Raw genomic sequence first — 24,130 nt, 5'->3', positions numbered from 1 at the left:
AATGTTTCACGTGAAACCTGTCGACCCCCGGCTGCTCAAGTACGCCGGCGCCGCCCGATGGTTCGTCGGTGCCTCAGTCCTCCTCGGTCTTGCCGGGGCGGCGCTGGTGATCGCCCAGGCCATGCTCATCGCCCAGATCGTCGTCGGCGGTTTCCAGCACGGCTACGGCATCGGTGAGCTGCGCAACCCGCTGCTGCTGCTCGCCGCCGTCGCGGCCGGCCGCGCGGCAGTCGCCTGGCTCACCGAACTCTGCGCCCACCGGGCCAGCGCCTCCGTCAAGTCCGAGCTGCGGCGGCGGCTGCTCGCCCGTGCGACTGAGCTGGGGCCGTCCTGGCTGGGCGGGCAGCGGGTCGGCGAGCTCACCGCGCTCGCCACCCGCGGGGTCGACGCCCTCGACGACTACTTCGCGCGATACGTGCCACAACTCGGGCTCGCCATCGTCGTCCCCGTCGCCGTACTCGGGCGGATCGTCACCGAGGACTGGGTCTCCGCGCTCATCATCACCCTGACGCTGCCGCTGATCCCTGTCTTCATGGTGCTCATCGGCTGGGCCACCCAGGCCCGCATGGACCGGCAGTGGCGGCTGCTCGCCCGGCTGTCCGGGCACTTCCTCGATGTTGTCGCCGGGCTGCCGACCTTGAAGGTCTTCGGGCGGGCCAAGGCCCAGGCCGAGGCGATCCGCACCATCACGGCCGACTACCGGCGCGCCACACTCCGCACTTTGCGCATCGCCTTCATCTCGTCCTTCGCGCTGGAACTGCTCTCGACCATTTCGGTCGCCCTGGTCGCGGTGACGATCGGCATGGGCCTCGTCCACGGCGACCTCGACCTCTACACCGGGCTGGTCGTACTTGTCCTCGCCCCCGAGGCGTATCTGCCACTGCGGCAGGTGGGCACGCACTACCACGCCGCCGCCGAAGGGCTCGCCGCCGCCGAGGAGGTCTTCGCGGTCCTGGAGGCCCCGCTGCTCGCACCCGGCACCGTGCCCGCGCCCGATCTCCGTACGGCGGTGATCGAGGTCGACCGGCTTGTCGTCCGGGACGGCGGGCGGCTCGGCGAGACCTCCCTCACCCTCTCCCCCGGCGAGACGGTCGCCATCACCGGGCCCAGCGGAGCCGGTAAGACCACGCTCCTCAACGCCCTGCTCGGGTTCGTTCCCGCCGCGGGCGGGCGGATCCTCGTCGACGGTGTCGATCTCTCGGAGCTCGCCCCCGGCAGCTGGTGGGAGCAGATCGCCTGGGTGCCCCAGCGGCCCTATCTCTTCGCCGGAAGCATCGCCGAGAACGTCCGCCTCGCCCGGCCCTCCGCGTCCGACGCGGAACTGCGCGCCGCGCTGCGTGAGGCCGGCGCGCTCGACTTCGCCGGTGACTTCGCCGGTGACCACTCCGCCGATGCCGTCATAGGTGACGGCGGCGCCGGGCTCTCCGCAGGGCAGCGGCAGCGCGTCGCCCTCGCCCGGGCTTTCCTGGCCGACCGTCCGCTGCTGCTGCTGGACGAGCCGACCGCCAACCTCGACGGCGACACCGAAGCGGGGGTCGTCGAGGCGGTACGGCGGCTGGCGGCGGGGCGCACGGTGCTCCTCGTTGTCCACCGGCCGGCGCTGCTCGCCGTGGCCGACCGCACGCTGTACGTGGCTGCGGCCCGGCCCTTCGGGCCGGGGGGTTCGCTCGCCCACTCACCCGATTACCCGGAAACGTCAGGTGAGCGGGCGGGCGCAGACACGACGATGCCGCAGGCGGCGGGCGGCCAGGACAGCCCGGGGCCGGTGCCGGTGCCGACGGGAGCCGGCGGTCAAGCGGGGGCGGTAGACCCGGCACCCCGGACACTCGCGCAGGCTGCGTCCCTTGCCGGGCAAGATTCCGCCCCGGCCCTTCACACTGTGGCACCGGGCTGGCGGGAGAAGCCCGTCGCAGGCACGGTGGAGCCGGCCGCGCAGCCGGGGGCCGCTGGCGAGGACGACCGGGGACCGGCGCGGGCGGGGGTCGGGGACTGGGCGGCGGGAGCCGGCCCGGCTCGGACATCCGCCCACGCCGCACCCGCCGGGCGGCCGTCTGCTTCGGCTTCGTCTTGGTCCCAGCCCGGTTCCGTTGTAGGCGCGGGCGGGCGGGATTCGGCCCTTCCTCTTCACGTTGTGGCGCCGGGCAATCGGGCGGGCGGCCCGGAAGAGCCCGCCGCAGGCGTGATGGAGCCGGGCTCGGTGGTGGCGGGAACGCCTGCGGTGCGGGGTCGCCGGGGTGAGGTGGCGGTCGACGGCAATCGGGTGGGCGAGCGGGGGAAGCCCGCCGCAGGGGCGATGAAGCCGAGCTTGGCCACGGCGGCGGGGGGCCGGGTGAGCGGGGCCGCAGGCCTGAGGCGGGTGCGAGCGATGGCAGGGCCGCTGCGGGGGCGGTTCGCACTCGCGCTGCTGCTGGGGGCGCTCGCGCCGGCCAGTGCGGTGGGGCTGATGGCGACGTCGGCATGGCTGATCGCCAGGGCCTCGCAGCAACCGCCGGTGCTGTATCTGATGGTGGCGGTGACGGCGACGCGGACGTTCGGGCTGGGGCGGGCGGCGTTCCGGTACGCGGAGCGGCTGGTGGCGCATGACGCGGTGTTCCGGGCGCTCGCGGATCTGCGGGTGGCGGTCTACCGGAGGCTGGAGCGGCTGGCCCCGGCGGGGCTGCGGGAGACGCACCGGGGCGATCTGCTGTCCCGGCTGGTGGCGGATGTCGACGGGATGCAGGACTACTTCCTGCGCTGGCTGCTGCCAGTGGGCGCGGCGGTGACCGTCTCGCTCGCCACGGCCGTCTTCACCGGGTGGCTGCTGCCGGCGGCGGGTGCCGCCCTCGCGGTGGGGCTGCTGGCCGCCGGGGCGGGCGTCCCGGCGCTGTCCGCGGCGGTGTCGCGCCGGGCGGAGCGCCGCTTGGCGCCCGCGCGGGGTGAGCTGTCGACGCAGGTTGTGGAGGTGCTGACCGGCACGGCCGAGCTGACGGTCGCGGGTGCGCTGCCGGCCCGGCTGGAGGCCGCCGCCGGGGCCGACCGTACGTTGACCCGGATCGCGGCGCGGTCCGCCGCCAGCACCGCGCTCGGCGCCGGGCTGATGGCGCTGGTCGCCGGGATGACCGTCACCGTCTGCGCGTTCCTTGGCGTACAGGCGCTGCATGGTGTGACCCTGGCCGTGGTGGTTCTCACGCCGCTCGCCGCGTTCGAGGCGGTGGCCGGCCTGCCGCAGGCCGTCCAGCACCGGCAGCGCAGCCGGGCGGCGGCCCGCCGGGTGTACGAGGTGCTGGACGCGCCCGAGCCGGTGCGGGAGCCCGAGCGCCCGGCGGTCGCGCCGACGGCGCCGTTCCCGCTGGCCGTGCGAGGACTGACGGCCCGCCATCCCGGGCAGGCGCGGCCCGCGCTGGACGGCATCGACCTCGAACTGGCCCCCGGCCGGCGGGTCGCCGTCGTCGGTCCGTCCGGCTCGGGCAAGACCACCCTCGCGCATGTGCTACTGCGCTTCCTGGACCGCGAGAGCGGTACGTACACCCTCGCCGGGGAGGATGCCGCCTCGCTCGACGGCGACGCCGTGCGCCGCATGGTCGGGCTCTGCGCCCAGGACGCGCACATTTTCGACAGCACCGTCCGCGAGAATGTCCGCCTGGCCAGGCCGGACGCGGAGGACGGCGCGCTCCGGGCGGCGCTGGCCGCCGCCCGTCTCGACCTGGACCTGGACCTGGACCTGGACGTCGGCGAGCACGGCGCGCGGTTGTCGGGGGGCCAGCGGCAGCGTCTCGCGCTGGCACGTGCGCTGCTGGCCGACTTCCCGGTTCTCGTACTCGACGAACCGGCCGAGCATCTGGATCTGCCGACGGCCGACGCGCTCACCGCCGACCTGCTCGCCGCCACCGAGGGCCGCACGACGCTGATGATCACCCACCGCCTGGCGGGCCTCGGCGTGCCGGGCGCCGTCGACGAGATCCTCGTCCTCGACCAGGGCCGCACCGTCCAGCGGGGCACCTTCGAGGAGTTGGCGGCGGCCGACGGCCCATTCCGCCGTACGCTCGAACGGGAGCGGGCAGCGGACCTGCTGCCCGCGCAGGCCGACCTCTTGCCGGTGTAGGCCGCCTACCCCGCCAGGATCCGCTCGATCGCGAGCGCGACGCCGTCGTCCTGGTTCGCGGCCGTACGGTGGGTGGTCGCCGCCAGCACGGCGGGGTGGGCGTTGGCGACGGCGTACGATGTGCCGGCCCAGGAGAGCATGCCCAGGTCGTTCGGCATGTCGCCGAAGGCGACGACCTCGTCGGCGGTGATGCCGCGCTCAGCGCAGCAGCGCGCCAGCGTCGTGGCCTTGCTGACCCCGGTGCCGCTGATCTCCAGCAGTGCCGACGGGCTGGACCGGGTGATCTCGCCGTGCTCACCGGCGACCCGCCGCGCCACGTCGAGGAAGGCGTCCGGGTCGAGAACGGTGTGCCTGGCGAGCAGCTTCAGCACCAGCCGGCCGCCCTGCGCCCCGGGGGCGAGCAGTTCTTCCACCGGACCGATGACCGGGTCGGGCTCGGGGTCGTACGGCAGGTACTGGGATTCGTACGCGAAGCTGTCGGTGAACTCCACCGCGAAGGCCGTGCCGGGGACGGCGGCCCGTAGCGCGCCGACGACCGCGAGCCCGTCCTGCGGGGCGAGCGGATACGCGGTGAGCAGCCGGCCGCGGTGCAGGTCGTACACGACGGCGCCGTTCGCGCAGATCGCCATGCCGTGGCGGGCGGTGTGCTCGGCGACCACATCCATCCAGCGGGCCGGGCGGCCGGTGACGAAGAAGACCTCGATGCCGGCGTCCTCGGCGGCGGCCAGCGCGGCGATCGTACGGGCCGAGACCGTCTTGTCGTCACGCAGCAGAGTCCCGTCGAGGTCGGTGGCGATCAGCCGGGGCTTCTTCTCCGGCACGCCGGGCAGGGCACAGGGTTCCGGGGACCCGGAGGTCCGGTAGGTCGAGGTCACCTGCCCATCCTCCCGTACGTCCGGTGATCTCAGGCCAGGGGTGCACCGATCGTGAAGGAGCTGTCGGCGTGAAACCGCTGGCTGTTCTGGTATTGGTCCAACCAGAGCTGGAAGTTGCGGTGCCGGAGATAACGGCCGGGATTTGTAACTGCTGGGGCGCAAGCGCTGGGCCGCCCGCCAGTCATCTGACGGACCCAGGAGGCGCGGGCGGTGGCAGCCCGCCGTCGGCTGCGGCCGGTCCCAGGCCCGGTCCCAGGCCCGGTCCCAGGCCAACGGTCTCGTAGGCTCACAGGTATGCGTCTGAGTACCGTCATCCTGCCGATCCACCCCTGGCACCAAGGCCAGAAAGTCTGGCGTCGAGCCGAAGATCTCGGCTTCCACACCGCCTACACCTATGACCACCTGTCCTGGCGCAGCTTCCGCGACCAGCCGTGGTTCGGTGCCGTTCCCACCCTGACCGCCGCCGCGACGGCCACCGAGCGGATGCGCTTGGGAACCCTCGTCACGTCAGTCAAGCCTCGTTTACCCATCACGGGCTGAGCAGGCAAAACGCTCCAGCGGTGAGGCGCGCGAGCCGGACGGCAGCGCATCCGTTCGTGGTTCTATCACCCCAAAGAGGGCGTCCTCCGCCTATGTAGGCCAGCCTCCGGGAGAATGCAGTACGGTCGGGCAGGTATCGGGTGGGAGGAGGTGCACCGTGTCTTACGAGCCCAAGCTCGCTGCGGCTCTCTCCGGTGCCACCCTGCGCCAGCTGTCCCACTGGCGCCGCACTTCGGGCAGTAGCGGCGCGTTGCTCGTGCCAGAGCTCTCCACTTCGCGGCCAATCCTGTACTCCTTCCGGGATGTCGTCGCGCTCCGCGCTTGCGTGCGGCTGCGGCAGGAGACATCGCTGCAGAAGATCCGACGGGCACTGAACACTCTCCGGGACGACCTGGGCGAGCGGGAGCACCTCTCGGCCTACCGGCTCGTCGCCGGGCCGGACACCATCTACCTCGCCGACTCCGACCACGCGGTCGACCTGCTCAGGAGCAAGGGCAACGTGGTCATCCACGAGCTCGTGGACGTCCTCGCCCCGTTCTACCGGGACGGCCGGCATATCCCCGACCTGCTCGCGCCTCGCCCTCACGTATCGGTCGACCCAGCGGTACGCGGTGGCGAGCCCGTGATCCAGGGCACCCGCATCCCCGCCTCCGAGGTCGCGGCCTTGGTACGGGACGGGATCCCACCAGACCAGATCAGCGACTTCTACCCCGGGGTGAACGCCGACGCAGCACGCGACGCTGCCGACTTCACGGACTACGTCGACAGCTACACCGACAGCCACCCCCGGCAGGTCGCTTCTTGAAACTGCTGCTCGACGAGAACGTGCCCCGTCCCATGGCCGAGATCGTGCGGATCCTGCTGAAGGGACACGAGGTGGCCCACGTCCACGACCTCAAAGGTTGGGCGGGCACAAAGGACGTCGAGCTGTACGCCATGGCCAAAGCCGAAGGCTTCCACGCGGTCATCACCAACGACACCAAACAGCTCAGTCGACCCTTGGAGGTCGCGGCGATCGCCTCATCCGGGCTGCACCGCATCGAATACCGGCAGAACAACAAGCACGGCGGCCTCGTAGGGCTGGGCACTGCCATCGCCACCATATGCGCCGGGCTCCCACACGCTCTGACGGAGCTCGCCGACGCCGACGGCCAGCGACTCATCTCCCTGAACGCCATCGACCCCTCGCGGCAAAGCCGCATGCGGATCACCAACCCGACAACAACCCCGCCAAAATTCTGGACGGGCCGCTGACGCGCACTCCATGAGCCGACCGTGCGGAAATGGCGCTGCGTGATTCTAGAACCGCGATCGGACGGTGAGTGTTGTCGGCTCGGCCGACTGCCCCGCAAGCCACCTCTGGAGGCTGCGGTTCATCCAACGGGGCCGGCTTGCGCGGCAGCCGCCGTGCCCGCGTGGACTGTCGCTACCGGCGGCCGGTAACGAGCGCACTGAGGCGGTCGCCGATCACGGAGACACCAGGGCGGGGCTCGTTCGCGTAGTACCAGGGCTTGCGGCGGCGCAGCAGTGCCTCACCGTGTTCGCTCCAGGTGAATCCGGGCTTCCTCAGCAGCTTCCGGAACACCGCGTCGCCGGTCTCCGGGTGGGCGGCGACCAGCCGGCGGATCGGCAGTGGCGCGATCGACTCCTCGTGCAGGTACTTGCGCAGCAGATTCTGGTGCCGTCTGCGGCCCGCGAGGGCCGGGTCGGTAAAAAGGTCCCGCAGCATCCCGTAGTCCGGGTAGAAGTTGAGCCCGTCGACTTCGTCGTAGATGACGCCGATGGTGTCCGAGTCCGCGAGTTCTCGCGGCAGTTCGAAGAATGGCAGGTCCAGGCCGGGGAGCCGCCTGCCTCGGGCGCGATCGGGCTGTCCGGCGACGGCAGCCTCCTGCCGGTGCAGGTAGTAGGCGTTGAGCCGGTCCTCGGCTTCGGCAGGGGGAAGGACCAGTTCGTCGCCGCCGCAGAACTCGATGAACGCGGCCCGGTCCTCCCGCATCCGCTGCCATCCCTGTTCGATCTTCTCGGGGTTACGGAAGACCAGCTCGGGTTGGTGGGTGGCCAGTTGGAGCGCTACTTGAGCGATCTGCGCGGCGCTGGACTTCGGGTAGTACGACAGCGCCCCGGAGACCAGCCACACTCCGTCGGCCGAGCGGACGGGCACCAGGCGAGCGTGGAGGAATCCTCGCTTGGAGACTCCGCGGAACGCCGCCCGCCCGACATTCGAGTACGTGCGGTACTCAAGGTCGTCGACCAGGTTCAGCAGAATGACGGCATCTCCGTCCTTGCGCTGGATCTCGAAGATGCCCTCAACCGGGTCACGCCAGCCAAGCAGCATCTCCCGGTCGACTGCGGTCAGGTCCCGCCGTCCGGCGACGAACCGGTCCACGACGGTCGAACCATCGGGTAGGCGGTACCGCAGGATGAAGTGGTCGATGATCCGGATCGCCTCGCCCTCGTCCAGCTGCCGTTCAGGACCCGCGGCCTCCAGTAGGGCGGGAGTCAACCACCGGTCAAAACGAGCGCTCTGCGCGAAGGCGACCAGTTCCCCCTTCAACTCGGCACTGCGTTCGATGAGATCAGTAAGCGACGGCTCACCGGTGCCTTGATTCGTGTCCCGGACGGCGACGGCCACGTTCTGCCTTTCCATACAAGCCAGTAGCGACGTGCAGTGTGAGGCGCTTGCCCTCAACCGGCCCAGTGACGGTACGCATCGATCCACTCCGCGCCTTCAGGGGCTGGGGTGGGCAACGGCAGCTCCAGGATTTCGATCGACTGCCGGATGCTGCCGCGAGAGCACAGCGCGACAATCTGACCACCCGGCGTGAGGTCGACGCCGCGCACGGTCACCTCGACTCCGAGAACCGCAGTGGTGAACGGAACGTCGAGGTTCTCCTGGAGCATGGTGAGCAGACCGGTCAGCTGTTCGTCCTCGTTGTAGGCGTCGACAGTCGCCTCATCGATCATGGCCTCGAGTTCGGCCTTACCCAACATGCCCATGGAGCAAGACTACCGACCACCGGGGTGACGCCGCGCGGCTTCCGCACCTGCTCCGCCGGCACAGCCACGGTTCGCGTACCCCCGCGTATCGTCCACGGCATGCGTCTGAGCACAGTGATCCTTCCCGTCCAACGGTGGTACGAAGGGCAGAAGATCTGGCAGCGGGCCGAAGAACTCGGGTTCCACGCCGCCTACACCTACGACCACCTCTCATGGCGGTCGTTTCGGGACAAGCTACGCTGACCGCCGCCGCCTCGGCCTCCTCCGCGACGACGACGCGGTAATCGTCGTCGGCATCCAGAGCGATGGAGGCACCCGGTAAGTCCTGCTTGTTTCCTTTTCCGTTCCTACCTGCCGCGTTGGGCACGGGCCAGCCTCCCGAGATCGGTCTCGATCTGGTCGAAGAAACCGCTGGGCCAGTGGCTGAGCTCGCCCTTGTCGTTGATGTCGATGGGCAGGGCCTTGTCGTGATCGAAGCGAAACTAGCTTCGCACGACGCCCGAGTCGGGGCGCGACCGACTTCGTTTCCGCCCTGTCACGACTGACGACGTCGAGCTTCCGACCGCTCAGCAGAGGGGTCGTTCGTACGCAACCAGGCTGACCTGCAACTTCAGCTGGCACTGCGCCTTCGCTGCGATCCTCGCGACCACGGTCTGGTCGGCGTCGAAGCCCGAATCAGAGATCGGAGCGTGGATGACGATCTCGATGACGCCGAGTTCGACGCGGCGGCCGGCGCAGTCTACGGAGGCATCGGCAGATTCCAGCGGGGGCGCCGTGATCCGGGGTGAGGATTGTTCCAGTCCAGCGGCCAGTTTCTGCGCACACCTCGCCGAGCCATTCAATCTGTCGGACGGATCGTCTCGCGGGACTGCTCGGAGGTTCCGGTCTCGATCTCCACCAGCGACAAGGGGCGGAGTCAACGAAGCTGAGCGTGGGCTTCGGTGGCGATGCGCTCGAAGGTGGCGGGGTCGTGGCCGAAGATCGTGTCGGCCACCGGCCAGTGCAGCACGATTTCGTCGATGCCGGCCTCGGCGTGGCGTCTGGCGAAGTCCACGAAGGCGTCGACCGAGGTGAAGGGCTTGGCGTAATCGGGGGTGAAGCCTGTGAGCAAGATCTTCGGTACGTCGGCGGGGTCGCGGTCCTCGGCGGCGAGGGCTGCGGAGACCCGGTCGACCTGGCCGCGGATGGCGGCGAGGGACTGCTCCGGGGTGCCCTCGTCGAACAGGCTCGGGTCCCCGGTGGTCACCCATGCCTGCCCGTACTTGGCGGCGAGCCGCATGCCGCGGGGGCCGGTGGCGGCCACGGCGAACGGCAGGCGGGGGCTCTGCATGCAGCCGGGGATGTTGCGCACTTCGAAGGCCGAGTAGGAAGTGCCGCTGAAGCTGCTGTCGCCCTGGGTGAGCAGGCGGTCGAGCACTTCCACGAACTCGCCGAAGCGGTCGGCGCGCTCCTTCGGCGACCACGGCTGCTGCCCGAGCACCTCGGCGTCGAATCCGGTACCGCCGGCCCCGATCCCCAGTGTCAGCCGCCCGCTGCTGACGTCGTCCAGCGTCATCAGCTCTTTCGCGAACGGCACTGGATGACGGAAGTTCGGTGAGGTTACGAGGGTTCCCAAGCGGATACGTTCCGTCGCTCCGGCCGCGGCGGTCAGCGTCGGGATGGCTCCGAACCATGTCCTGTCCCGGAAGGGCACCCGCCACGACAGATGGTCGTAGGTGTAAGCGGCGTGGAAGCCCAACTCCTCGGCCTGCTGCCACACCTCCCGGCCCTGCTCATTCCAGCGGTAGATCGGCAGGATCACGGTGCTCAGACGTAGGCTCATGCGCCCGAGCCTACGGGTCCGTATATCCAGGTGACAGGACGGTCCTGAGCAACGAGGGTTAAGGGGGCCGGTGTCTCTCATTCCTGGCCAGGGTTGTGCACGGGATGTCCGGGGTCTTCCGGCCGGTCCCGGAACGTCCGCCGGGTGCGGGAGCAACCGGTCATCTTCGCTGGTCGGCGTGTCCGACCGGGCCTGCTGGACCTCGCCCCAACGGTGGATGGGCAGGAGGACACACCCGCGCACGGATTCTGCCTGGCGGGGGGCTCGGCCACGGCTTTTGTTGGGCCGTGCGGGTGGCGTTGGTGTGTATATCGGCGAATTCGGGGTGCGGCTTCCGGGTTTTCGTGCTCGTTTCCGCATCATCGGAGGAGGTTGATCGACGGATGAGGAAGTGAGAGAGGCCATGGCTGTCGCCAATGTCAGGACGTTCTGGAGTGCCTTTATCACCGCGCTCCTGAAGTGCGTTGCCGCGCTGGGGTTCGCGGTGCCGTCCAGGTCCCCCTTCTCTGCTCCGTTCGCTGCCCCGTCCCCTGCCGCGCCGCGAGCGGAGGTGGCCGGTGGCGGCGTGGTGGCCCCCTCCGGTCAGCCGTCCGAGCCGGGACGTGACCGGTCGCTGCCGCCCACGATGAAGCAGCGGATCCATGCTGAGGCGCATGGTGCCTCGCCCCGGGCTCGGAGCATGCCCGGCGAGATCGCCGACGCCGTCCCGGTGGTGAACACCGCGGCCCAGGGCCCGATCCCCTCGCCCCGCCGAAACGCGAGGCCGCTCTACGCCTGACGACATCCCACGTCCCATGTAGCAGGGCATTGGACCTGCGGTCACGGCGCCTGTCGCACTGCAGACTGCTGGTTGAGCGTCACCTGGCGGATGCCTGGAGTCACAACGCGAGTGCTGCACCTGCTCCAGTGGAATCCCGTCCCTGACCAGTGCCACGACCTCGGACGCCGGGATGAGGGTGCCTGGGATCACCGGCTTGCCGCCACGTACGGCTGGGTCGACCGAGACATGAGGGAGCCGGTACGTCCACCAGCTCGTGGATCACCACCGCTTCCTCCCACTTGATACTTTTCTGAACGTACTGCATTCTCCGGGCCGGACGGCGTGTCAGCTCAGGGAGACGAGGCGGGCGCCGCCGTCGGTTTCGATGATGGTGCCGGTGGTGTTGGCGTTGGTCGCGGCGAGGACGACGACCTCGGCGATGTCCTCCGCCGTTGCGATACGCCGCGTCGGCAGAGCGGCGGCGGCCTGCGCGAAGTAGTCGCGCTTGGCCTCCTCGGGCATGCCGCTCCACCAGGGCGTGTCGACGAGCCCAGGAGACACCGCGTTCACCCGGATCGGGGCAAGTTCCACGGCAAGGGGCTTGACCAGCGCTTCGATGGCGCCGTTGATTGCGGCGAGGCCCGCGGTTCCCGGCATGGCGGCTCGTGCGCTGATGGCACTGATCAGGGTGATCGAGCCGTCGGACGCGAGATGGGGCAGGGCGGCCTGGATCGTGGCGATGTGGCCCCAGAACTTGGCGTCGAAGGCGCGGCGCAGTGTGGCCAGGTCCAGATCGGCGACCGGGCCCACGCCGTCGCCTCCGCTGTGGCTCACGACCAGCCAGTCGATGGTGCCGATCGCGTCGGCGAGTGCGTTGAGCTCGTCGGGGTGGCCGGCGTCGGCCTGGTGTCCGATCAGGTCGGGGTCGGTGGCGGCAAGGTTGTCGAGGCGGCTCTTGCTGCGGCCGGCGACATGGACCGTCGCCCCGCGAGTGTGCAGCAGGCGGGCCGAGGCGAGCCCGATGCCGGATGTTCCTCCGACAACGAGGGCGGTGCGCTGGGGCATGATGCGTCTCCTAAATCGAACCGTCGCGTCTCGTTTTAAGCTAGCATCCATACCGATGGACAAACAACGACCCACCGCGGGGCGCCCAGGCCGCAAGCGCAGCGAGGAAAGCCGGATGGCGATCCTGGCCGCGTCGTTCGAACTCTTCGGCGAGGTCGGTTACGCCGGCCTGACCATCGAGGGCATCGCGGCCCGCGCCGGCTGTGGAAAACAGACGATCTACCGCTGGTGGCCGTCGAAGGCCGACGTCCTACTCGACGCCATGGCCGTCAAGGGCGAGCTGTACGTCACGACCGCCGATCACGGCTCCTACGGGCAGGACCTGCGGGCCTTCCTGGAAGACACCTACCGGCTCGCCCGCGGCCGAAAGGTCATCGACATCCTGTGCACGCTGATGGCCGAGGCCCAGATCGACCGCGATTTCGGCGGACGGTTCCGCACCGCCTTCCTGCACCGGCGCCGCGACTCACTCCAGACGGTCATCGACCGGGCCCGGCGGCGCGGCGACCTGCCATCGCACCCGGCTCCGTCCACCGTGCTGGACATCGTGTTCGGCACCTTGTGGTACCGGCTCCTGGCCACCCGTCAAGCCCTCGACAGCGACCTCGTCGACGACCTTCTGGCAACCCTCGTCCAAGCCCCGCCCCCACCCACCACCACCCCTGCCGCCAGCGACCCGACGGAGGCACTGTGACCAGCTCACGAACGATCCTCATCAGCGGCGCCACGGACGGTCTCGGCCGGGCCCTGGCCGGCCAACTGGCCGCCGACGGCGCCCACCTCATCCTGCACGGCCGGGACCGGGACAAGCTCGACCGGATCGCGGACGCCCTCGCCGCCCGCGGCGCCGCCCGCCCCAGGACGGTGCTCGCCGATCTCGCCGACCTCGGCCAGGTCCGGTGTATGGCCGCCGAGGTCCGCGCGGCCACCGACCGCCTCGATGTACTGGTCAGCAACGCGGGCATCGGAGGCGGCGAGCCCGACGGCCGCACCCGTCGGACCAGCGCCGACGGCTACGAACTGCGCTTCGCCGTGAACTACCTCGCCGGATTCCTGCTGACCCTCGAACTCCTCCCCCTCCTGCGCGCCTCGGCGCCGGCCCGCATCGTGAACGTGGCCTCCATCGGGCAGCACCCCATCGACTTCGCCGATCTCATGCTGGAACGCGGCTACAACGGCAGCCGTGCCTACGGCCAGAGCAAGCTCGCCCAGATCATGTCCGGCTTCGAACTCGCCGCACGCCTGCCCGCGGCCGAGGTCACCGTCAACAGCCTGCACCCGGCCACCTACATGCCGACCAAGATGGTCCTGGCCGAGGTCGGCTACAGCATCGACACGCTGGAGGAAGGAGCGAACGCCACCCTCCGGCTCGTCACCGACCCGGCGCTCTCCGACACCACCGGCCGGTTCTTCGACCGGATCCGGGAAACCCGCGCCAACCCGCAGGCGTACGACCCCGACGCCCGCCTGCGGCTGTGGGACACGAGTGTGGAACTCACCAAGGCCACAGAGCCGCGCTGAGCGCGGCTTTTGTTGGGCCGTGCGGGTGGCGTTGGTGTGTATATCGGCGAATTCGGGGTGCGGCTTCCGGGTTTTCGTGCTTGTTTCCGCATCATCGGAGGAGGTTGATCGACGGATGAGGAAGTGAGAGAGGCCATGGCTGTCGCCAATGTCAGGACGTTCTGGAGTGCCTTTATCACCGCGCTCCTGAAGTGCGTTGCCGCGCTGGGGTTCGCGGTGCCGTCCAGGTCCCCCTTCTCTGCTCCGTTCGCTGCCCCGTCCCCTGCCGCGCCGCGAGCGGAGGTGGCCGGTGGCGGCGTGGTGGCCCCCTCCGGTCAGCCGTCCGAGCCGGGACGTGACCGGTCGCTGCCGCCCACGATGAAGCAGCGGATCCATGCTGAGGCGCATGGTGCCTCGCCCCGGGCTCGGAGCATGCCCGGCGAGATCGCCGACGCCGTCCCGGTGGTGAACACCGCGGCCCAGGGCCCGATCCCCTCGCCCCGCCGAAACGCGAGACCGCTCTACGCCTGACGACATCCCACGTCCCACGTCGCAGAGCCTTGGCGCTCGACTCGACGACCGCGGCGCAGCCGCCGACCCGTTCCATCGGCGCGGAGGACATTTCCGGCCCTTGGGATGGCGGTATCGGTGGAGCGGCGGGGAAGGTCGTCAGCGGGGGACGCGTACCCGCCGGGACGCCTGTCTGCGGCCGGATCACCGCTTGGAGACGGACAAGATGCCCGAAGTCACCGCTCCGTACGAACCCGGCACGCCGTGCTGGATCGACCTGATGGCCCCGGACCAGCAGGCCGCCCTGGACTTCTACCGGGACCTCTTCGGCTGGCAGGGCGAGGTGGGCCCCCAGGAGTTCGGCGGCTACTTGGTCTGCACGGTGAAGGGCAAGCCGGTCGCCGGAATCATGAAGACGATGTCGACGGGGGACCAGCCCCCGCCGCCGCCCAACTGGACCACCTACTTCTCCAGCGCGGACGCCGACGCCACCCAGGCCGCGATCAGCGCGAACGGCGGCACCGTGATCGTCCCGGTCATGGACGTCGGCAAGATCGGCCGGATGCTGGTAGCCGCGGACCCGCAGGGCGCGGCATTCGGCGTGTGGCAGCCGCTGGAGTTCCCCGGCGCCCAGATCGTCAACGAGCCCGGCGCGCTGTGCTGGAACCAGCTGAGCACCCCGGACCCCGAGGCGGCCGCGGACTTCTACCGCGCCGCGCTGGGCGTGGAAGCCGCCCCGATCCCCGAGATGCCGGAATTCACCGGTTTCCAGGTCAAGAGCCGCACCGTCGCCGGTGTGCAGGGCATGGAGAATCTCCCGGAGGGGATTCCGCCGCACTGGCTCGTGAACTTCGCCGTGGACGACACCGACAGCACGGTCGATGCGCTGGTACGGGCCGGCGGATCGGTGATGGCGCCCCCCTTCGACATGGAGAAGGTCGGCCGGATGGCCGTTGTGCAGGATCCGCAGGGCGCGGTCTTCGCGGTGGTCGCGGTCGGCGCACCGGAAGTGTCCTGACCCCGTCCGTCCCGTCCGCCGCGCGGCGCCCGTGCCACGGCCCGGCGGCCTTGCGGCATGCCGCGGAGGGCCGGTGCCGGATCAGCTGTCCGTGCGGGGGCGCGGGTCGGCGAAGGCGAGGTCGACGAAGCGGCGTCGGTCGCCGCACAGCACCTGGCCGACATGGCGGAGGTACCGGGCCAGGGTCTGCCGGGTCGGGAAGCGCCGGTAGACCGTGCCGATGCCAACCCCGGCGGCGCGCGCCACCTCGGGCATCCGGACCTCGACAGCAGCTACGCAGGGCCGAGCAGACCCTGAGGACCCCCTACACAGGCACAGGGGGCGCTCAACCCCGAGGAGTAGACGGAAACCCTCTCAAGACTGACGACGGATGTGGCGCACGCCACTAGCGTCGTAGGCGTGACAGTGATCGCTACAGAAGGCCTGAGCAAGCGGTACCCCAAGGTAACCGCTTTGGACCGGCTCACCGTGGACGTCGCGCCGGGCGTGACAGGCCTGGTGGGTGCCAACGGAGCCGGCAAATCGACCCTGATCAAGATTCTGCTGGGGTTGTCCCCCGCCACGGAGGGCCGGGCGTCCATGCTGGGGCTCGACGTGGCGACCGAGGGGGCGGAGATCCGCAGCCTCGTCGGGTACATGCCTGAGCATGACTGCCTCCCGCCGGATGTGTCGGCGACGGAGTTCGTCGTTCATATGGCGCGGATGTCGGGGCTGCCGCCGACGGCCGCGCGCGAGCGGACGGCGGACACGCTGCGGCACGTTGGGCTGCACGAGGAGCGGTACCGCCCGATCGGCGGCTACTCCACGGGCATGAAGCAGCGTGTGAAGCTCGCCCAGGCCCTTGTCCACGACCCGAAGCTGGTGCTGCTCGACGAGCCGACCAACGGCCTGGACCCGGCGGGCCGGGACGAGATGCTGGGCCTGATCCGCCGCGTCCACACGGACTTCGGGATTTCGGTGCTGGTCACTTCGCACCTGCTCGGCGAGCTGGAGCGGACCAGCGACCAGATCGTGATCATCGACGGCGGCCGTCTGCTGCGCTCGTCGTCGACGAGCGACTTCACCCAGACCACCGCCTCCCTCGCGGTCGAGGTGACCGACAGCGACCGCCACCCGGACGGCACCCGTGCGCTGCGCGCCGCGCTGGACCTGGCGGGGGTCAAGGTGGATGGCTCGGGCCATGTGCTGCTCGTGGATCTGGAGGGTGACGAGACGTACGACAAGGTCCGCGACGCCGTCGCCGAACTCGGCCTCGGGCTGGTGCGCATGGAACAGCGCAGGCACAAGATCGCCGAAGTCTTCCAGCCGGCCGGGATCACGGACAGCCCGAACCCGCAGAATGAAGGGGCCAGCAGCGATGCCGCCTGAGACCGTCAAGACGGCGTCGCCCACGGCGCCGGACGTCATCCACAACATCGGCTACCGGCACTACGACGGGCCGCGCCTGGGACGTGCGTACGCCCGCCGCTCGCTCTTCTCGCAGAGCCTGCGAGGGGCGTACGGCCTCGGCCGCTCCGGGAAGTCGAAGGTCCTGCCGATGATCCTGTTCGCGGTGATGACCGCCCCGGCGCTGATGATCGTGGCGGTCGCCTTGACCACGAACATGACCAAGCTGCCGATCGAGTACACCCGCTACGCGATCATCATGCAGGCGGTAATCGGCCTCTACCTGGCGGCGCAGGCCCCGCAGTCCGTCTCACGCGACCTGCGCTTCAGGGTCACGTCCCTGTACTTCTCCCGCCCGATCGAGCGGATCGACTATGTCGCCGCCAAGTTCGCGGCCATGACGGCGGCGCTCTTCATCCTCACCGCCGCTCCGATCCTCATCCTCTATGTAGGCGCACTGCTCGCGAAGTTCGGCTTCGCGGACCAGACCGCCGGATTCGGGAAGGCTCTGGTGGCCGTCCTTCTTCTCTCGTTGCTCTTTTCCGGGATCGCCCTGGTGATCGCGGCACTCACACCCCGCCGCGGCTTCGGGGTCGCGGCGATCATCGCCGTCCTCACGCTCTCCTACGGGGCGGTGACCAGCGTCCAGGGCGTGGCGTTGGCGACCGGAAGCCCGCACGCGATCGGCTGGCTGGGGCTCTTCTCGCCGATCACACTGATCGACGGGGTCCAGACCTGGTGGCTCGGTGCGAGCTCCTCGTTCGTGGACGGTCAGGGGCCGTCGAGCGTCTTCGCGGGCATCGTGTACCTGCTGGTCGTACTCGGTCTGATCGCCGGGGCATTCGGGCTGCTGATGCGCCGCTACGGAAAGGTCGGACTGTCGTGACCACGATCTCCATCGCCAATGTCTCGCGCTGGTACGGCAATGTTGTCGCCGTCAATGACATAAGCATGACCATCGGCCCCGGCGTGACGGGCCTGCTCGGACCGAACGGTGCCGGTAAGTCCACCCTGATCAACATGATGGGCGGCTTTCTGGCCCCCTCGGTCGGCTCGGTGACCCTCGACGGCACCGCCATCTGGCGTAATGAGCAGGTGTACCGGCACATCGGCATCGTGCCGGAGCGGGAGGCGATGTACGACTTCCTGACGGCTCGTGAATTCGTCGTGGCCAACGCGGAGCTGCACGGGCTGCCGGATCCGGGCGCCGCGGCGCAGCGGGCGCTGGCCACGGTCGAGATGGAGTACGCGCAGGACCGCAAGGTCGTCACGTACAGCAAGGGCATGCGGCAGCGGGTGAAGATGGCCTCGGCGTTGGTCCACGATCCGTCGGTGCTGCTCCTTGACGAGCCGTTCAACGGGATGGACCCGCGGCAGCGGATGCAGTTGATGGAGCTGCTGCGGCAGATGGGAGCGGACGGCCGCACCGTGCTGTTCTCGTCGCACATCCTGGAGGAGGTCGAGCAGCTCGCGAGTCATATCGAGGTGGTCGTCGCCGGACGGCACGCTGCATCGGGAGACTTCCGCAAGATCCGCCGGCTGATGACGGACCGCCCGCACCGGTATCTCGTACGGTCCAGTGACGACCGGGCGCTGGCGTCCGCGCTGATCGCCGACGCGTCGACGGCCGGCATCGAACTCGACTGGCAGGAGCGCGCGCTGCGTATCCAGGCGATCGACTTCGCGGGTTTCACCCAGCTGTTGCCACGGGTCGCCCGCGAGCACGGCATCCGGCTCTACCTGGTCTCGCCCTCGGACGAGTCCCTGGAGAGCGTCTTCTCCTATCTGGTCTCGGCGTAATGCGTAATAAGGAGCCATCGGCCATGTCCTTGTACCACCCAACTGTGGCCCGCCTGACCTACAAAGGGCTTCTCGGGCGCCGCCGGGCGCTGATCCTCTTCGCCCTGCCACTGCTGCTCATCGTCATCTCGGCCGCCGTACGAGCCCTGTCGGGTGCCGATGACTCGGCGGCCACCAGTGTGCTCGGCGGCTTCGCGCTGGCGGCGATGGTGCCGGTGATCGGTGTCATCGCCGGTACGGGGGCGATCGGGTCGGAGATCGACGACGGGTCGATCGTCTATCTGCTGGCCAAGCCGCTCAAGCGGCCGTCGATCATTTTCACCAAGCTGCTGGTGGCGATCGGCGTCTCGGTCCTCTTCTCGGCGGTGCCGACCTTCATCGCGGGCTTCATCCTCAACGGCAACAGCCAGCAGATCGCGGTCGCCTTCGGGGTCGCGGCGGCGGTGGCGTCGGTCGCGTACAGCGCGCTCTTCCTGCTGTTGGGGGTTGTGACGCGGCACGCGGTGGTGGTGGGGCTGGTGTACGCGCTGGTCTGGGAGGCGCTGATCGGCAACCTGGTGCCCGGGGCCCGGGCGCTGAGCGTGCAGCAGTGGGCGCTGTCGCTGGCGCAGCGGATCGCGGGTGAGGGGACGGTCAGCTCGGACGTGGGGCTGACGGCGGGGGTGATCGGGCTGGTGGCGGTGACGGTGGTGGCGACCTGGTTCGCGGGGCAGAGGCTGAGGGTGCTGAAGCTGGCGGGCGAGGAGTGAGCGTGGTTGGCCTTGGCCGCCTTGGCCGCCTTGGCCGCCTTGGCCGCTTTGGCCGCCTTGGCCGCCTTGGCCGCCGGCCCTGGTGGCCAAGGGCGAGGCGTGGTCCAGGCGAGTGGTCTTAGAGGCTCGGGTGGGCCCGGCTCCGGGCGCATGGGTGGTCGGATTGTCACATTTGTGACTTCCTGTCCGTGACGCCGACCCCCGGAGCCTCGTCGTGAAGCACGATCCCCGCCGACAGGCCGGCCGGCCGGCGCTGGTCGGCTGCCTCCTGGCCGTCCTCCTCCTCGTCTCGCCCGCCGCCGCGGCGGCCCACGGGGCCGGTCCCACCGGCTGGCCGTCCACCGTGCTGGCCGGCACCGGGGCCGCCGGGTACGCCGGTGACGGTTCGAGGGCCGTGGGTGCGGCACTCGACGCACCGGCCGGGCTGGCCGCCGATTCCCGGGGGCGCGTATATCTCGTCGACTCGGACAATGACGCGATCCGCCGGGTCGGCACGGACGGCATGATCGGGACCTTCGCGAGTACCGACTTCACCCCGTACGGCGTGACGGTCGGCGGCGACGGCAAGGTCTATGTCTCGGGGGACGGCAAGGTCGTCGCCATCACTCCCGACGCCAGGTCGACCAGCGAGCTGCTGGTCGACGCCGGCACATACTTCGACGTCGCGCTGGGTGCCGACGGGAGTGTCTACGCGGCGGCAGGCGCCCGCGGCCTGAAGAGGATCGCCCGTGACGGCGCGGTCAGTTCCCTCTTTCCCGCCGGCGTCAAGGTCACCACGGTGGCGGTGGACGGCTCGGGGAGGCTCTACGCGGCAGGTGACGGCAAGATCTACCGGCTCACCGGCGGCAGTGCGAGGGTGATCGTCCCCGGCGGCCCGCCGGGACTGGATGTCCGCGGCCTCACCGCCGTCGATGACGGCACCTTCTACCTCACCAGCCCGGCTGCCGGAAAGCTCTTCCGAGTCGCCCGTGACGGCACCTACACGGTCCTCGCGGACTCCGCCGACGGGCTCGCCAGGCCCTGGGGCACCACTGTCGGCCCCGGCGGTCGCCTCTATGTGTCGGACTTCGACGGCAACCGTGTCTACGCCGGGCCTGAGCCCGCACTTCGGCCGGACAACTCGAGTCGCGCCGGGATCGGAGTCGGCTTCGACCTTGACCTGGACATCGACGACCTCGACCCGCCTTTGCTCTTCGCCGTCGGGGCGTTCCTCGTGGCGCTCGGCGGTCTCATCGTTCTTCGCGTACGACGTTGATCACCTTGAAGCTTCAAGGGAATGCCGCTACGGTGTTTGAAGTTCAACATTAAACAACTAGCTGCCAGTCCCCAGGAGCAGACCATGAGCCTCTTCAGCCGCAAGACCGACAGCGACACCGCCACCGACGGGGCCACGGCCGCCGGCCCGGGCCTCCCACATCTCACGGGCGACTACACCGTCGACCCCACCCACAGCGAGGTCGGCTTCTCCGTCCGCCACGCCATGGTCACCAAGGTCCGCGGCCAGTTCGCCGAGTACGAGGGCGCTCTGCACCTCGACGGCAGCGACCCGGCCAAGTCGACCGCCGAGGTGCGCATCAAGGTCGCCAGCATCGACACCAACCAGGAACAGCGTGACGGTCACCTCCGCACGGGCGACTTCTTCGACGCCGAGAACCACCCGGAGATCACCTTCCGCTCCACCTCCGCCGAGTACCTCGGCGACGACTCGTACCGGCTCTCCGGCGACCTGACCATCAAGGGCACCAGCAAGCCGGTCAGCATCGACTTCATCTTCAACGGCACCGCCACTGACCCCTACGGCAACCAGCGCGTCGGCTTCGAGGGCTCCACCGTCATAGACCGCACCGACTGGGGCCTGAGCTACAACGCGGCCCTGGAGACCGGCGGCGTGCTGATCGGCGAGAAGGTCACGCTCACCTTCGACATCTCCGCGATCAAGGCCGCCTGAACGCGCTAAATCCCCGTGGGCGGAAAATGGAGGGGATGACCGCCGACGACAGCAGCCGCAGCAGCGCCAGCACCAGCAGCCGCAGCAGTACGAAGCAACGCCGCGTCACCGCTCATGGCGCGGCGCGCTTCGTCGTTTCCTGGGTGCGTTCCACGCCCGGCACACACATCTGGCTGCTGTTCCTGGCAGTCAACAGCGGCATTCTCGCCGTGGTGTCGCCAAGCGTCCGCAGCTTTCTGCTGCACCACAACAGCACCAACCTCATCGAGCTGCGCAAGCATCCGATCCGCGTTCTGATCGTCAGTGCCCTGTGGATCGAGGTCCCCTCCGGCATCGCGCTCTATTTCGTCCTGTACGAACTGGTCCACGCACACGCCGAACGCTGGCTCGGCACCCCCCGATGGCTCGCCGTGGCCGCCATCGCGCATATAGGCGCCACCCTCATCAGCCAGAAGGCCGTCCTGATGGGCATCGACTACGACCAGTTGCCCAGATCCCTCGTCCATACGGTCGACATAGGTGTCAGCTACGGCCTCGCGGGCGTCGTCGGCGTCCTCACCTACCGTGTGCCCCGGCCCTGGCGCTGGCTCTACGCGGCCGGGGCGCTGGGCTTCTTCACGTACCCCCTGCTGAGCGGCGACCGCTCCTACACGGACCTCGGCCACTTCACGGCCGTGTTGCTCGGGTTCGCGTGCTACCCGATGACCCCCACGAAGCAAGCATTGGGGGATTGACCGCGACACGCTCAGCGCGAAGCGAAAACCCGCTCCAGGACGACGGCGATGCCGTCCTCCTCGTTGGACGACGTCACCTCGTCGGCGACAAGCTTCACCTGGTCGTGCGCATTGGCCATCGCGACCCCGTACGCCGCCCAGTTCAGCATCGGGATGTCGTTCGGCATGTCGCCGAAGGCGATCGTCTCGGCGGCCTTCAGCCCCAGGCGGCGGGCGGCCAGCGAGAGGCCGGTGGCTTTGGTCAGCCCCAGTGGCAGGAGCTCGACCAGGCCCTCGCCGGACATGACGACGCCGACCAGGTCACCGGCGGTGTGGCGGGCGGCACTCGCGAGTTCGTCGTCACCCAGCGCCTGGTGCTGGATAAAGAGCTTGCTGAGCGGCGCGTCCCACAGTTCGGCCAGGTCCTCGGTGATGTCTTGGACCGGCAGCTCGGGGATGATGCGGTAGCCGGGGCCGCGGAGATACGCCCCGTCCAGGCCGTCACGGACGCCGGAGACCGCGAGGGGGCCGGTCTCGGCCGCGATCTTGGCGAGTGCGAGCTGCGCCAGCCGCCGGTCGAGGGTGACGGAGGTCAGCAGGCGGTGCTCACCCGCGTCGTAGACCTGCGCGCCCTGACCGCACACGGCGAGCCCTTCGTAGCCCAGCGCGTCGAAGATGTGCAGGGTCCGGGAGGCCGGGCGGCCGGTGACGATGATGTGGGCGGCGCCCGCCGCGGTGGCGGCGGCGAGCGCTGAACGGTTGCGGACGGAGACGGTGTGGTCGCCGCGCAGCAGCGTGCCGTCGAGATCAGTCGCGATCAGTCGGTACGGAAGAGGGCTCACCGGGCGACGGGCTCCAGGAACTCGCGACCGCCCAGATAGGGCCGCAGCACCTCCGGCACCCGTACCGAGCCGTCGGCCTGCTGGTGGTTCTCCAGGATGGCGACAATGGTGCGCGGTACGGCGCAGAGCGTGCCGTTGAGGGTCGCGAGCGGCCGGGTGCCGTGCTCGTCGCGGAGCCGGACGGACAGCCGCCGGGCCTGGAACTCGTTGCAGTTGGAGGCGGAGGTCAGCTCGCGGTACTTGCCCTGGGTGGGGATCCACGCCTCGCAGTCGAACTTGCGGGAGGCCGAGGAGCCGAGGTCACCGGTGGCGACATCGATCACCTGGAAGGGCAGCCCGAGGGCGGTCAGCCACTGCTTCTCCCACTCCAGCAGCCGCTGGTGCTCGGCCTCGGCGTCGGCCGGGTCGATATAGCTGAACATCTCGACCTTGTCGAACTGGTGTACGCGGAAGATGCCTCGGGTGTCCTTGCCGTACGTCCCGGCCTCGCGGCGGAAGCAGGGCGAGAAGCCGGCGTAGCGCAGCGGGAGCTTGGCCGCGTCGATGATCTCGTCCATGTGGTAGGCGGCGAGCGGTACCTCGGAGGTGCCGACGAGGTAGTAGTCGTCCTTCTCCAGGTGGTACACGTTCTCCGCGGCCTGGCCGAGAAAGCCGGTGCCCTCCATGGCGCGCGGGCGGACCAGGGCCGGGGTGAGCATGGGGATGAAGCCGGCGGCGGTGGCTTGTGCGATGGCGGCGTTGACCAGCGCGAGTTCCAGCAGCGCGCCGACGCCCGTCAGGTAGTAGAAGCGAGAGCCGGACACCTTGGCGCCGCGTTCGACATCGATCGCTGCGAGCAGCTCGCCGAGTTCCAGATGGTCCTTGGGCTCGAAGCCTTCGGCGGCGAAGTCGCGCGGGGTGCCGATGGTCTCCAGGACGATGAAGTCCTCCTCGCCGCCGACCGGGACATCCGGGTGGACGACATTGCCGAGCTGGAGCAGCAGGCGCTGGGCCTCTTCGGCCGCCTCGTTCTGTGCGGCGTCGGCGGCCTTGACGCCGGCGGAGAGCTCGCCGGCCTTCTTCAGCAGGCTCGCCTTCTCCTCGCCCTGGGCCTTGGGGATGAGCTTGCCGAGCTGCTTCTGCTCGGCGCGCAGCTCGTCGAAGCGGTGACTGGACGACCTGCGCCGCTCATCGGCGGAGAGGAGGGCGTCGACGAGTGCGACGTCCTCTCCACGGGCGCGCTGGGAGGCGCGCACACGGTCGGGGTCCTCACGGAGCAGACGAAGGTCAATCACGGCTACAGGCTACCGGTGCGATGGCCTCCGACGCGACAAGTTAAGTGCTTTATGTCAGCCTTTGTCCGCTACCGGGAAGAGTGCCGGGAAACTCGCCGATGACGAAAAGGTGTCCGTCAACCGAATTCTCCGTATCCCTCCTCCGGGGACATCCACCTTGTGGACAACGGGAGTTGGGCAGGTGGGCCGGGGTGAGTTATCCACAGGGCGGGGGAGGTTCCCTTTCTTTGTCCACAGGCCGGGGCCGGGG

The 24,130-nt window shown here is 69.6% G+C and carries 25 protein-coding genes and 3 pseudogenes; 17 read left to right on the top strand and 11 right to left on the bottom strand.

Annotated features, from left to right (window positions below; translation table 11 throughout):
• Positions 1-10: 10 nt before the first annotated feature.
• A complete protein-coding gene (gene cydD, locus FCI23_RS11450) occupies positions 11-4,081 on the top strand; it encodes a thiol reductant ABC exporter subunit CydD (protein WP_136723388.1) in 4,071 nt (1,356 codons plus the stop codon).
• A 5-nt stretch (positions 4,082-4,086) separates the two neighbouring features.
• Here the strand turns inward: cydD and FCI23_RS11445 are convergent, their stop codons facing one another.
• Positions 4,087-4,956 (bottom strand): HAD-IIB family hydrolase, encoded by an 870-nt coding sequence (locus tag FCI23_RS11445; protein ID WP_136723387.1) that lies wholly within the window; start codon positions 4,954-4,956, stop codon positions 4,087-4,089.
• Between the two features lie 29 nt (positions 4,957-4,985).
• Positions 4,986-5,141, bottom strand: a complete 156-nt coding sequence (locus FCI23_RS11440) for an AbfB domain-containing protein (RefSeq protein ID WP_136723386.1) — start codon at positions 5,139-5,141, stop codon at positions 4,986-4,988.
• Positions 5,142-5,250: 109 nt separating this feature from the next.
• Here FCI23_RS11440 and FCI23_RS11435 point away from each other — a divergent pair.
• The 3 genes and pseudogenes from FCI23_RS11435 to FCI23_RS11425 all read left to right on the top strand — a co-directional run.
• Positions 5,251-5,490, top strand: a pseudogene (locus FCI23_RS11435) (LLM class flavin-dependent oxidoreductase); the annotation flags it as partial.
• A 163-nt stretch (positions 5,491-5,653) separates the two neighbouring features.
• Positions 5,654-6,301 carry a DUF433 domain-containing protein gene (locus tag FCI23_RS11430; protein ID WP_136723385.1) on the top strand — a complete coding sequence of 216 codons (648 nt, stop codon included), beginning with the start codon at positions 5,654-5,656 and terminating at the stop codon, positions 6,299-6,301.
• Positions 6,298-6,750 carry a DUF5615 family PIN-like protein gene (locus FCI23_RS11425; RefSeq protein WP_136723384.1) on the top strand — a complete coding sequence of 151 codons (453 nt, stop codon included), beginning with the start codon at positions 6,298-6,300 and terminating at the stop codon, positions 6,748-6,750. The genes FCI23_RS11430 and FCI23_RS11425 overlap by 4 nt, the downstream gene beginning before the upstream one ends.
• 172 nt (positions 6,751-6,922) lie before the next feature.
• On the opposite strand, the gene FCI23_RS11420 is transcribed toward FCI23_RS11425, so the two are convergent.
• Both FCI23_RS11420 and FCI23_RS11415 read right to left on the bottom strand, forming a co-directional pair.
• The gene (locus FCI23_RS11420) at positions 6,923-8,143 is read right to left on the bottom strand and encodes a hypothetical protein (RefSeq protein WP_246143641.1); all 1,221 of its coding nucleotides are present in this window, start codon (positions 8,141-8,143) and stop codon (positions 6,923-6,925) included.
• 38 nt (positions 8,144-8,181) lie between these two features.
• A complete protein-coding gene (locus FCI23_RS11415) occupies positions 8,182-8,493 on the bottom strand; it encodes a calcium-binding protein (protein WP_136723383.1) in 312 nt (103 codons plus the stop codon).
• A gap of 99 nt (positions 8,494-8,592) precedes the next feature.
• Between FCI23_RS11415 and FCI23_RS11410 the strand changes: the two are divergent.
• A pseudogene (locus tag FCI23_RS11410) lies at positions 8,593-8,724 on the top strand (LLM class flavin-dependent oxidoreductase); the annotation flags it as partial.
• A gap of 116 nt (positions 8,725-8,840) precedes the next feature.
• On the opposite strand, the gene FCI23_RS11405 reads toward FCI23_RS11410, so the two are convergent.
• Positions 8,841-8,939 carry a DUF3696 domain-containing protein gene (locus tag FCI23_RS11405; protein WP_246143653.1) on the bottom strand — a complete coding sequence of 33 codons (99 nt, stop codon included), beginning with the start codon at positions 8,937-8,939 and terminating at the stop codon, positions 8,841-8,843.
• 470 nt (positions 8,940-9,409) lie between these two features.
• The gene (locus tag FCI23_RS11400; protein ID WP_136723382.1) at positions 9,410-10,315 is read right to left on the bottom strand and encodes an LLM class flavin-dependent oxidoreductase; all 906 of its coding nucleotides are present in this window, start codon (positions 10,313-10,315) and stop codon (positions 9,410-9,412) included.
• A 403-nt stretch (positions 10,316-10,718) separates the two neighbouring features.
• Here FCI23_RS11400 and FCI23_RS59455 point away from each other — a divergent pair, with 403 nt between their 5' ends.
• A complete protein-coding gene (locus FCI23_RS59455; protein ID WP_136723378.1) occupies positions 10,719-11,093 on the top strand; it encodes a DUF6344 domain-containing protein in 375 nt (124 codons plus the stop codon).
• A 129-nt stretch (positions 11,094-11,222) separates the two neighbouring features.
• Here the strand turns inward: FCI23_RS59455 and FCI23_RS62335 are convergent.
• Positions 11,223-11,309, bottom strand: a pseudogene (locus tag FCI23_RS62335) (DUF433 domain-containing protein); the annotation flags it as partial.
• A 111-nt stretch (positions 11,310-11,420) separates the two neighbouring features.
• Positions 11,421-12,140 carry an SDR family oxidoreductase gene (locus FCI23_RS11390; RefSeq protein ID WP_136723381.1) on the bottom strand — a complete coding sequence of 240 codons (720 nt, stop codon included), beginning with the start codon at positions 12,138-12,140 and terminating at the stop codon, positions 11,421-11,423.
• A 55-nt stretch (positions 12,141-12,195) separates the two neighbouring features.
• Between FCI23_RS11390 and FCI23_RS11385 the strand changes: the two genes are divergently transcribed.
• The 4 genes from FCI23_RS11385 (at position 12,196) to FCI23_RS11370 (ending at position 15,168) form a co-directional block, all read left to right on the top strand.
• Positions 12,196-12,834, top strand: a complete 639-nt coding sequence (locus FCI23_RS11385; RefSeq protein WP_136723380.1) for a TetR/AcrR family transcriptional regulator — start codon at positions 12,196-12,198, stop codon at positions 12,832-12,834.
• The gene (locus tag FCI23_RS11380; protein WP_136723379.1) at positions 12,831-13,661 is read left to right on the top strand and encodes an SDR family NAD(P)-dependent oxidoreductase; all 831 of its coding nucleotides are present in this window, start codon (positions 12,831-12,833) and stop codon (positions 13,659-13,661) included. Before FCI23_RS11385 ends, FCI23_RS11380 begins: the two co-directional genes overlap by 4 nt.
• Positions 13,662-13,796: 135 nt before the next feature.
• Positions 13,797-14,171, top strand: a complete 375-nt coding sequence (locus FCI23_RS11375) for a DUF6344 domain-containing protein (protein WP_136723378.1) — start codon at positions 13,797-13,799, stop codon at positions 14,169-14,171.
• 205 nt (positions 14,172-14,376) lie between these two features.
• Complete coding sequence (locus FCI23_RS11370) at positions 14,377-15,168, top strand: VOC family protein (RefSeq protein ID WP_136723529.1); 792 nt, start codon at positions 14,377-14,379, stop codon at positions 15,166-15,168.
• Positions 15,169-15,249: 81 nt separating this feature from the next.
• Here the strand turns inward: FCI23_RS11370 and FCI23_RS11365 are convergent, their stop codons facing one another.
• Positions 15,250-15,423 (bottom strand): TetR family transcriptional regulator, encoded by a 174-nt coding sequence (locus FCI23_RS11365; protein ID WP_136723377.1) that lies wholly within the window; start codon positions 15,421-15,423, stop codon positions 15,250-15,252.
• Between the two features lie 144 nt (positions 15,424-15,567).
• On the opposite strand from FCI23_RS11365, the gene FCI23_RS11360 reads away from it, so the two are divergent.
• The 7 genes from FCI23_RS11360 (at position 15,568) to FCI23_RS11330 (ending at position 21,785) form a co-directional block, all read left to right on the top strand.
• On the top strand, positions 15,568-16,536 hold the full coding sequence (locus FCI23_RS11360; RefSeq protein ID WP_136723376.1) for an ABC transporter ATP-binding protein: 969 nt from the start codon (positions 15,568-15,570) through the stop codon (positions 16,534-16,536).
• The gene (locus FCI23_RS11355) at positions 16,526-17,440 is read left to right on the top strand and encodes an ABC transporter permease (protein ID WP_136723375.1); all 915 of its coding nucleotides are present in this window, start codon (positions 16,526-16,528) and stop codon (positions 17,438-17,440) included. Before FCI23_RS11360 ends, FCI23_RS11355 begins: the two co-directional genes overlap by 11 nt.
• Positions 17,437-18,354 (top strand): ABC transporter ATP-binding protein, encoded by a 918-nt coding sequence (locus FCI23_RS11350; RefSeq protein WP_136723374.1) that lies wholly within the window; start codon positions 17,437-17,439, stop codon positions 18,352-18,354. Before FCI23_RS11355 ends, FCI23_RS11350 begins: the two co-directional genes overlap by 4 nt.
• 29 nt (positions 18,355-18,383) lie before the next feature.
• Positions 18,384-19,103, top strand: a complete 720-nt coding sequence (locus FCI23_RS11345) for an ABC transporter permease subunit (RefSeq protein WP_136723528.1) — start codon at positions 18,384-18,386, stop codon at positions 19,101-19,103.
• A gap of 214 nt (positions 19,104-19,317) precedes the next feature.
• Positions 19,318-20,358: a Vgb family protein gene (locus tag FCI23_RS11340; RefSeq protein WP_136723373.1), complete on the top strand. Its 1,041-nt coding sequence runs from the start codon at positions 19,318-19,320 to the stop codon at positions 20,356-20,358.
• An 84-nt stretch (positions 20,359-20,442) separates the two neighbouring features.
• Entirely contained in the window at positions 20,443-21,051 is a 609-nt protein-coding gene (locus tag FCI23_RS11335) for a YceI family protein (protein WP_136723372.1), read from the top strand.
• Positions 21,052-21,086: 35 nt separating this feature from the next.
• Positions 21,087-21,785 carry a rhomboid-like protein gene (locus FCI23_RS11330; protein ID WP_246143640.1) on the top strand — a complete coding sequence of 233 codons (699 nt, stop codon included), beginning with the start codon at positions 21,087-21,089 and terminating at the stop codon, positions 21,783-21,785.
• Positions 21,786-21,796: 11 nt separating this feature from the next.
• On the opposite strand, the gene FCI23_RS11325 is transcribed toward FCI23_RS11330, so the two are convergent.
• Complete coding sequence (locus tag FCI23_RS11325; protein ID WP_136723371.1) at positions 21,797-22,606, bottom strand: HAD family hydrolase; 810 nt, start codon at positions 22,604-22,606, stop codon at positions 21,797-21,799.
• On the bottom strand, positions 22,603-23,880 hold the full coding sequence (gene serS / locus FCI23_RS11320) for a serine--tRNA ligase (RefSeq protein ID WP_136723370.1): 1,278 nt from the start codon (positions 23,878-23,880) through the stop codon (positions 22,603-22,605). The genes FCI23_RS11325 and serS overlap by 4 nt, the downstream gene beginning before the upstream one ends.
• Between the last annotated feature and the right edge of the window lie 250 nt (positions 23,881-24,130).

The sequence above is a fragment of the Actinacidiphila oryziradicis genome, from assembly GCF_005047355.1.
GTDB lineage: Bacteria > Actinomycetota > Actinomycetes > Streptomycetales > Streptomycetaceae > Actinacidiphila > Actinacidiphila oryziradicis.
The sequence above is the reverse complement of the archived record's forward strand: the minus strand, read 5'-3'. Positions and strand labels throughout refer to the sequence as shown.

Excerpts from the sequence above, each read along its gene's own strand:
- FCI23_RS11370 (WP_136723529.1), top strand. The coding sequence starts at position 14,377 with ATGCCCGAAGTCACCGCTCCGTACGAACCCGGCACGCCGTGCTGGATC.
- FCI23_RS11365 (WP_136723377.1), bottom strand. The coding sequence starts at position 15,423 with ATGCCCGAGGTGGCGCGCGCCGCCGGGGTTGGCATCGGCACGGTCTAC.
- FCI23_RS11420 (WP_246143641.1), bottom strand. The coding sequence starts at position 8,143 with ATGGAAAGGCAGAACGTGGCCGTCGCCGTCCGGGACACGAATCAAGGC.
- FCI23_RS11335 (WP_136723372.1), top strand. The coding sequence starts at position 20,443 with ATGAGCCTCTTCAGCCGCAAGACCGACAGCGACACCGCCACCGACGGG.
- FCI23_RS11415 (WP_136723383.1), bottom strand. The coding sequence starts at position 8,493 with ATGGGCATGTTGGGTAAGGCCGAACTCGAGGCCATGATCGATGAGGCG.
- FCI23_RS11330 (WP_246143640.1), top strand. The coding sequence starts at position 21,087 with ATGACCGCCGACGACAGCAGCCGCAGCAGCGCCAGCACCAGCAGCCGC.
- FCI23_RS11385 (WP_136723380.1), top strand. The coding sequence starts at position 12,196 with ATGGACAAACAACGACCCACCGCGGGGCGCCCAGGCCGCAAGCGCAGC.
- FCI23_RS11390 (WP_136723381.1), bottom strand. The coding sequence starts at position 12,140 with ATGCCCCAGCGCACCGCCCTCGTTGTCGGAGGAACATCCGGCATCGGG.
- FCI23_RS11400 (WP_136723382.1), bottom strand. The coding sequence starts at position 10,315 with ATGAGCCTACGTCTGAGCACCGTGATCCTGCCGATCTACCGCTGGAAT.
- FCI23_RS11440 (WP_136723386.1), bottom strand. The coding sequence starts at position 5,141 with ATGACTGGCGGGCGGCCCAGCGCTTGCGCCCCAGCAGTTACAAATCCC.
- FCI23_RS59455 (WP_136723378.1), top strand. The coding sequence starts at position 10,719 with ATGGCTGTCGCCAATGTCAGGACGTTCTGGAGTGCCTTTATCACCGCG.
- FCI23_RS11375 (WP_136723378.1), top strand. The coding sequence starts at position 13,797 with ATGGCTGTCGCCAATGTCAGGACGTTCTGGAGTGCCTTTATCACCGCG.
- FCI23_RS11355 (WP_136723375.1), top strand. The coding sequence starts at position 16,526 with ATGCCGCCTGAGACCGTCAAGACGGCGTCGCCCACGGCGCCGGACGTC.